The sequence below is a fragment of the Methylibium sp. genome (assembly GCF_013817365.1).
GTDB lineage: Bacteria > Pseudomonadota > Gammaproteobacteria > Burkholderiales > Burkholderiaceae_C > Methylibium.
Map to the genome: position 1 here is coordinate 1 of NZ_JACDCU010000248.1, position 6,260 is coordinate 6,260.

A 6,260-nucleotide genomic window follows, 5' to 3' on the forward strand; every position below is an offset into this window, starting at 1 on the left:
CAGGAAGCGTATCTGGGGTCGATGCTTGCCGATCAGCAGGCTGCCGGCAGCACGGCGGGCCGGTGAAATGAAATACGTCTACGTGCGGGCTTTCGGCCTTTTGCGGGTTTTCGGTTTGTGTTGGCTGGGGGGGGTGTCGGTGGGGGAGGGAGGAAAAGACCGGCACATGGCGGGCTTCGAGCCCGCCATGTGCCGCGGCAATTCGCAGGCTCGATGCCTGCGATTGCCTTCACCCTATATAGAGGACTGTTCTGTCTTGCAAAGCCGTGGGCGGGTGTGTGGCGGCGCGCCTGTGCGGCGGCGAGCAGCGCAGGGTTGGCGGCGGCGCGCGCAGCGCGCTTCGTCAACTGACTCGTCGCGGCTGTCTGAGCGCAGTGAGCGCAGCGAACGAAGTGAGTTCCGCGACGCGCCGCCAACCCGAGCAGCACAGCGCAGTCGGCCCACAGGGCCGACCGCCGCACCGGCGCGCCGCCACACACCCGCCCACGGCTTTGCCCGTCCCGCTCCTCCGCAAGGCCGCCGCCCTCCCGAAGGCACCGTGTCGACACGCCCATGCTGAAGCTCACCAACCTCCACGCGTTCTACGGCAAAAGCCATGTGCTGCACGGCGTCACGCTCGACGTCAAGCCGGGCGAGATCGTGAGCATCCTGGGCCGCAACGGCTCGGGCCGATCGACCACCGTCAGGACCATCATGGGCCTCGTCGAAGGGCAGGGTTCGGTGAAGTGGAAGGGCGACGAGATCCTCGGCCACAAGGCTTTCGAAATCGCCCACCGCGGCATCGGCTACGTGCCCGAGAACCGCGACATCTTTCCCAAGCTCACCGTGCACCAGAACCTGCAGCTCGGCGAGAAGGGGCGCCGCAAACGCGGGCAGAACGGCGGTGAGAAAGCGCCGCGCTGGTCGTTCGACGACATGTACCAGCTGTTCCCGCGACTGAAGGATCGCCAGCACACGGAGGCCGGTGTGCTCTCGGGCGGTGAGCAGCAGATGCTCACCTTGTGCCGCACGCTGATGGGCGACCCCGAGCTGATCATGATCGACGAGCCCACGGAGGGCTTGGCGCCGAAGATCGTGGACTTGGTGGCGGAGTTCTTGAAGGAGCTCAAGCGGCGTGGCCTGTCGGTGCTGCTGGTCGAACAAAAGCTGACCATCGCCCTGCAAATCTCCGAGCGTTGCTACGTCATGGGCCATGGCCGCATCGTCTTCGAGGGCACGCCGGCCGACTTGCGAGGCAACGCCTATATTCGCAAGGAGTGGTTGGAGGTATAGAGCGGAGCGAAGGGCGAGGGGCCCGGTCCAAGGAATCGACCAGCGCAGCGATCGGCGAGGAAGCGGCCTCGATGGCCGCGACCGAGTGCCCGCACTGGGCCGACTGTCTTGTCACCGCAGCGACATCCCCGCAAGCACTTTCCATCCAGAATCGAACGATCGTGCTATTTGCCGTCTGATGCGGCTTTCCATCCTCGAAAGGCCGACCCATGAGCGCCCTCTACGAAGCGCACGGCGATGTCGCCGTCATCACGCTGAACAACCCGCCCGTCAACGGCCTCGGCTGCGAGACGCGCCGCGGCATCACCGACGCGCTGGCCAGGGCCGAAGCCGACGGGGCAGTGCGCGCCATCGTCATCACCGGCGCCGGCAAGGCGTTCTCCGGAGGCGCGGACATCAAGGAGTTCGGCTCAGCCAAGGCCTTGGCCGAACCCAACCTGCTGAGCGTGATCCGGACGGTCGAGAACAGCAGCAAGCCGGTGGTCGCCGCGATCCACACGGTGTGCATGGGGGGCGGGCTCGAGTTGGCGCTGGGCTGTCACTACCGCGTGTCTTCGCCCGGCGCGAGCATTGCGCTTCCCGAGGTCAAGCTCGGCCTGCTGCCGGGCGCCGGGGGCACGCAGCGGCTGCCGCGCGCAATCGGTGTGGAGAACGCGCTCAACATGATCGTCAGCGGCGAGCCGGTGAAGAGCGAGCTGCTGGCACAGGCGCACGGCCAGCAGCTGTTCCAAAAGATCATCGAAGGCGATCTGCTCGAAGGCGCGGTCGCTTTCGCGCGCTCGGTGGCCGATACGCGCCCGCTGCCGCGCGTGCGCGATCTGAAGGCGACGCATCCGAACGCCGATGCCTATTTCCAGTTCGCGCGCAACACGGCGGGTGCGATGGCCAGGCACTTTCCGGCGCCGGTGCGCTGCGTCGATTGCGTCGAGCAGGCGGTCAAGGCGAAGTTCGAGGACGGCATGCGCTACGAGCGCGAGGCCTTCGCGGCGCTGATGCTGACGCCGGAATCGAAGGCGCTGCGACATGCGTTCTTTGCCGAGCGCGCGGCCAGCAAGATCCCCGACGTTCCCGCCAACACGCCACTGCGCCCGGTGAACAAGGTCGCCGTGATCGGCGCGGGCACCATGGGCGGCGGCATCGCCATGAACTTCCTCAACGCCGGGATCCCGGTCGTCATGCTGGAGCAAAAGGCCGAAGCGCTCGAACGCGGCGTCGCCACCCTCCGCAAGAACTACGAGGCGCAGGTCAAGAAGGGCAAGCTGAAGGCCGACAAGTACGACGAGCGCATGAACCTGCTCTCGACCACGCTCGAGTATGCCGATCTGAGAGACGCCGACCTGGCCATCGAGGCGGTGTTCGAGGACATGGGCGTGAAGGAGAAGGTCTTCAAGGCGCTCGACGAGGTGATGAAGCCCGGCGCCATCCTCGCCAGCAACACCTCCACGCTCGACGTCGACAAGATCGCCGCCTTCACCCGGCGGCCAGAAGACGTGATCGGCACCCACTTCTTCAGCCCCGCCAACGTGATGAGACTGCTCGAGGTGGTGCGCGGCGAGAAGACCGCCAAAGACGTCCTCGCCACCGTGATGCAGCTCGGCAAGAAGATCAGGAAGACGTGCGTTGTCTCCGGCGTGTGCGACGGCTTCATCGGCAACCGCATGCTCGAGCAGTACACGCGCCAGGCCGGCTTCCTGCTGGAGGAGGGCGCCACGCCGGCGCAGGTCGACAAGGCCTGCGAGCGGTTCGGCTTTGCGATGGGTCCCTTCCGCGTGGGCGATCTCGCCGGCAACGACATCGGCTGGGCGATCCGCAAGCGCCGCTACGTCGAGAAGCCCCACATGCGCTACAGCAAGACCGCCGACCTGTTGTGCGAGAAGGGCCGCTTCGGCCAGAAGACGGGCGCCGGCTGGTACGACTACCAACCCGGCAAGCGCGATGCCATTCCGTCGAAGGATGTGGTGGACATGATCGCGCAGCACCGCGCCGACCTCGGCATCACACCGCGCAAGATCGGCGAAGAGGAGATCGTGCACCGGCTGGTCTATTCGCTGGTGAACGAGGGCGCGAAGATCCTCGATGAGGGCATCGCCTCGCGCGCCTCCGACATCGACATGGTCTACCTCACCGGCTACGGCTTTCCGCTGCACCGCGGCGGGCCGATGTGCTACGCCGACACGCAGGGCCTCTTCAACGTGGTGCAGGCGATGAAGCGCTTCGCAATGAACCCCAACGACGACGCCGAGGTTTGGCAACCCGCCCCGCTGCTCGCGCGCCTGGCCGACGAAGGCAAGAGCTTCACCTGACTGACTCCCTCTTCCCCTGGGAGTGGGTTGGGGTGAGGCCCGGCCCGCCCCTGAAAACGCAAGCCGCACTCGAAGGATGCCGAAATGACCCAAGCCCTCATCGTCTCAACCGCCCGCACGCCTTTGGCCAAGAGCTGGAAAGGCGCCTTCAACATGACCCACGGCGCTACGCTCGGCGGCCACGCGGTCAGGGCGGCCATCGAGCGCGCCGGCATCGACGGCGCCCTCGTCGAGGACGTGCTGATGGGCTGCGCCACGCCCGAGGGCGCCACCGGCAGCAACATCGCACGCCAGATCGCGTTGCGCGCCGGGCTGCCCGTCACCACCAGCGGTGTGACCGTCAACCGCTTCTGCTCCAGCGGCCTCCAGACCATCGCCATGGCCGCTCAGCGCATCGTCGCGGGTGAGGGGGACGTGTACGTGGCCGGCGGCGTCGAGAGCATCTCCTGCGTGCAGAACGAAGCCAACCGCCACATGATCACCGACCCCTGGCTGATCGAACACAAGCCCGAGATCTACTGGAACATGCTGCAGACCGCCGAGCAGGTGGCCAAGCGCTACAAGATCGACCGCGACCGCATGGACGAATACGGCGCACGCAGCCAGCAGCGAGCCTGTGCGGCGCAGGAGGCCGGCAAGTTCAACGACGAGCTGGCACCGATCACGGTGACGGCCGGCGTCGCCGATGCGGTGATGGGCCTGCGCAGCAAGCAGGTCACCATCAGCGCGGACGAAGGCCTGCGACCTGGCACGACGGTGGAAGCCGTCTCCGGCATCAAGCCGGCGATTCCGGGCGGCGTGATTGCGGCCGGCAATGCCAGCCAGTTCAGCGATGGCGCCGGCGCCTGCGTGATCGTCAGCGATGCCTTTGCCGAGAAGAACGGTTTGAAGCCGCTGGGTCGCTTCCTCGGTTTCGCAGTGGCAGGCTGCGAGCCCGACGAGATGGGCATCGGTCCCGTTTTTGCCGTGCCCAAAGTGCTCGAGCGCCTGGGCCTGACGGTCGCTGATATCGACTTGTGGGAACTGAACGAAGCCTTCGCCGTGCAAGTGCTCTATTGCGCCGAACGGCTAAGCATTCCCATGGACCGGCTCAATGTGAACGGCGGCGCCATCGCGGTCGGCCATCCCTACGGCGTGAGCGGGCAGCGCCTCACCGGTCACGCGCTCATCGAAGGCAAGCGCCGCGGCGCGAAGAGAGTGTGCGTCACCATGTGCATCGGCGGCGGGATGGGCGCGGCCGGCGTGTTCGAGGTGCTGTGAGTGCGGCGCGACCCGCCGAGTTGATCGCGGACCGAGCCTGCTCATGCGGCTCAGCGGCGAAACAGGAACAAACGAGATGAAGACCGTACGACTCGAGAAACTGACCTGGGTGCTGATCTATGGCGGCATCTTCATGGCGATGCTCGGACTGTGGGTGATCGACGACAACGCCGCACTCGGGCACAGCCTGAGCTGGGGCGGCGGCCTGGCAATACTGGTCGGCGTGCTGCTGATCTGGTTGCGATCGCGGCGCGGCGACGCGGCGGAGCTGCCGGACGAGGGAACGCCGCGGTGATCCACCACATCGTCATCTGGACGCTGCACGAGGCCTACCAGAGCCATCCGCAGCACCAGGCCGTCGCCGCACAGCTCGGACCCATGCGCAGTGAGCGGCGGGTGGTCAATTTCGAGCGGCCTTGAACGGCCATGCGCCTGCGTCGACTGGCCGGTGCTGCAATGTTTTCGATGGGCGCATCCACCGCGGCGGCGACGGATGCCGCTGCTGCGTTTCAGGTCTTTCCCGTCGCTCGCAGCGCTGCCCAGGTCGAAGCGCAGTGCGTTGGCTTGCTGGGCGATGTGGCGCGGCGTGAGCGCCGCGTTGCCGCCGGCGCCGACGGCAAGGTCGGTGTGCTGGCCGGCATGGACGGCATCACCCAGGCGGTCGATGAGCAGCTGGCGCCGATCGCCTTTCAGGCGCACGTTCACCCGAACACCGCGGTGCGCGACGCCGCCGAGGCCTGCACGCTTCGCTTTCAGGACTTCGCCAGCCGGCTGTACCAGAACGCGAAAATCCACGCCCGGCTTGAGGCCCTGGTGCCGCTCGATCCGATCGACCGCCAGATGCGCGACGACCTGCTGGCGGCCTTCGAGGATGCCGGCGTCGCGCTGTCCGCGCGGCGCCGGGCCACAGCGCGACGGCTCAGCAACGAGATGGCCGAGTTGTCGCAGGCTTTCGAGCGACAGGTGCGCGAGGACGACACCCTCGTCGCCTTTACCGAGTCCGAACTGAGTGGGGTGCCGGCTGCGGTGTGGCGCGAAGCGCCTCGCGACCCACAAGGTCGCGTGCTGCTCGGCCTGGACTACCCCGTTTATGGACCGGTGATGGAAACGGCGCACGACCCGGCGGCGCGCGAGCGCGTGTGGCGTGCCTTCCATGCGCGCGGCGGCCAAGCCAATCTCGACCGGCTCGCAGCGCTTGCGAACAAGCGCCGGGCGTATGCGCAGCTGTTCGGGCTCGAGAGTTACGCCGAGTTCCAGGTGCGCCGCCGCATGGCGCACAACGTCGCGACGGTGCAGGCGGGAGTGTCAGAAATTCTGTGTGTGAGGCGCTGTGAGACTTGTCCACGGCGGCGGGCGTCGCTTGCGACGAACGACCGACGCGGTGGGCAAGTCGGTGGTCGCATGTTACGCGGCCGTCTTCGTGAA

At 66.9% G+C, this 6,260-nt stretch carries 6 protein-coding genes; all 6 read left to right on the plus strand.

What is annotated here, in order from left to right:
* The first annotated feature begins 552 nt into the window (after positions 1–552).
* Positions 553–1,272: an ABC transporter ATP-binding protein gene (locus H0W38_RS14525; protein ID WP_292455281.1), complete on the plus strand. Its 720-nt coding sequence runs from the start codon at positions 553–555 to the stop codon at positions 1,270–1,272.
* Between the two features lie 209 nt (positions 1,273–1,481).
* The gene (locus tag H0W38_RS14530) at positions 1,482–3,575 is read left to right on the plus strand and encodes a 3-hydroxyacyl-CoA dehydrogenase NAD-binding domain-containing protein (protein ID WP_292455283.1); all 2,094 of its coding nucleotides are present in this window, start codon (positions 1,482–1,484) and stop codon (positions 3,573–3,575) included.
* Between the two features lie 84 nt (positions 3,576–3,659).
* Positions 3,660–4,835, plus strand: coding sequence for an acetyl-CoA C-acyltransferase (locus H0W38_RS14535; protein WP_292455285.1), 1,176 nt, complete (start codon positions 3,660–3,662; stop codon positions 4,833–4,835).
* A gap of 76 nt (positions 4,836–4,911) precedes the next feature.
* The gene (locus H0W38_RS14540) at positions 4,912–5,130 is read left to right on the plus strand and encodes a hypothetical protein (protein ID WP_292455288.1); all 219 of its coding nucleotides are present in this window, start codon (positions 4,912–4,914) and stop codon (positions 5,128–5,130) included.
* Positions 5,127–5,255: a Dabb family protein gene (locus H0W38_RS14545; protein WP_292455290.1), complete on the plus strand. Its 129-nt coding sequence runs from the start codon at positions 5,127–5,129 to the stop codon at positions 5,253–5,255. Before H0W38_RS14540 ends, H0W38_RS14545 begins: the two co-directional genes overlap by 4 nt.
* Before the next feature lie 6 nt (positions 5,256–5,261).
* Positions 5,262–6,260, plus strand: a 999-nt coding sequence (locus tag H0W38_RS14550) for a M3 family metallopeptidase (protein WP_292455293.1), incomplete at its 3' end; no start/stop codon positions are given.